Origin of the sequence: Rhodococcus sp. EPR-157, from assembly GCF_001647195.1 — a bacterium.
Classification (GTDB): Bacteria; Actinomycetota; Actinomycetes; order Mycobacteriales; family Mycobacteriaceae; genus Rhodococcoides.
Window position 1 is genome coordinate 1 of sequence record NZ_LVCV01000148.1, and the last position, 1,805, is coordinate 1,805.

The window sequence follows — 1,805 nt, forward strand, 5'->3', positions numbered from 1 at the left end:
TCGATCAGACCGGTAGGTCGGTTCGCCCGGCGCGAGTCTGCACATTCGATTCGCAGGATGTCGGGGCTATGCTGGCTTCAGTCCCATCCGCTGAGACCCGAGGCAATCGACATATGAGCGTGATACTGCGCCGCACGAGTGCAGAACCACATCGCTTCGTGTCTCGGTTCGACACGCGTACCGCGATGGTGATCGTGAGCGCGTCGGGCGCGCTCCCGCTGCTAGCGATTGCGTTGATGTCCCCCACATTCCTCAAACCTGGCGCTTTCCCGCTGTTGTCCGCGATCGTCGCGTTCACGGCAGTCACCGTCTTGTCCGCAATCAAGATCGGCCGCCTGACCGATACGCAGTTCGCCATTCTCGGATCCGGTGGCATGGTCGGCGTCGCGGTCTCCGCCTATTTGATCGCGGATCCGTCCGGGACCCGAGCGGTCACGTCGATGCTCGCGGTGGTGCCTGCAATTGCGGCCTCCGGGTCACCGCCACGGGTGACCGCAGGGCTCACCACGGCGTCGGTGCTGCTCGCCACCTGGCTATCGGTGCTCACTCTGTCCGATTCCGGTCTTGCGGTGACGTTCGTCGCCGTCGGCGCAGCAGTGACTGCAGTTCTCGTCCCGGTCATCTTGATCGCGGCCTTGCGACGATCACTGCTCGCGGTCAACGGACGCCTCAGCGTGCTTGCCAACACAGATCCGCTGACCCGGTTGCTGAACCGTCGCGGAATGCTGTCCCAGGTCGAAGCACTCCTGGACAAGGCATGCAACAGCCGGGGCCAACTATGGGCCTATGTTGTCGACATCGACCATTTCAAGGCGGTCAACGACAGCCTCGGTCACGCCGCGGGTGATCGAGTTCTGGTGACCATCGCCGATGCACTCAGGCACGCTACCGACCGGACGGGTTCGCAGGAGGCCATCGTGTCCAGGATCGGCGGTGAGGAGTTTCTCGTCCTGACCGAGCTGCAACCGAGGACCCCACTGGAAACTGCCATTCTCGAGCGCGTCAGATCGGAATGTGATGTCACGGTCAGTGTCGGTTCGGTGACCGTCGACGTCCGTGCATCGTTGGACCCACGACTGAGCTTCGGCGTAGCGGGTGAGAGTCCACACGTAGAGCACGTCATCGACACGATCATGCACGCTGCCGACAACGCGCTCTACGACGCGAAGACAAGCGGGCGAGACCGGGCGTCCCACGCCGGTGCCGTCCTGGTGACCTGGGAGGCGCACACCCCCGAAGAACGCGGCGAGTTGGCCGCGGAGGTCGTACGTCGCGCAATGCCGTGATCGGGCGTCACGCGACCGCCGAGGACACCGCACGTCCGCACAGAGCCTGTGCGTCGACCACCATCGCCGCCCAGACCGCAGCTTGCGCTTCCCGGGCGAACGTCTCACGATCCCACCACATCAGTCGCGTGCGGTACTGATCACTGGGATATGCAGCTGCGGGAACGTTCACGTCGATGCGTCCGCCGGACGACTCCCACTGCCGAAGTACGTGGTCGGCGGCACTGGCGAACAGGTACCGGCTACCGGTCAGCTCGATGGTCGGCAGCGCAGTCCTGGCGAGCATCGCCGAGACCTCCCTCCCTGGGCTTCCCTTGCCGACCCATGCACTCTTCATCTCGACGATTCCGTGCGGCAGCCTCGACCGAAGTTGCCCGGCAACCACGTCGAGACCGGGCGAGTGCTCCCATTCCGTCAGCACGTGGGACTGCTCGATCAAGGTATACGGCCCCTGGGCACGGACCCCGCCGAGCATCTCACCGGCGCGGTCGAGGACCACGTAGAACAGGGTGGTGGTCG

1 protein-coding gene and 1 pseudogene are annotated in these 1,805 nt (G+C 64.5%); one reads left to right on the top strand and one right to left on the bottom strand.

The window, feature by feature from the left end:
• The first annotated feature begins 113 nt into the window (after positions 1-113).
• Positions 114-1,286, top strand: coding sequence for a GGDEF domain-containing protein (locus A2J03_RS05950; RefSeq protein WP_068370745.1), 1,173 nt, complete (start codon positions 114-116; stop codon positions 1,284-1,286).
• 7 nt (positions 1,287-1,293) lie between these two features.
• On the opposite strand, the pseudogene A2J03_RS05955 reads toward A2J03_RS05950, so the two are convergent.
• Positions 1,294-1,805: pseudogene (locus A2J03_RS05955) on the bottom strand (hypothetical protein); the annotation flags it as partial.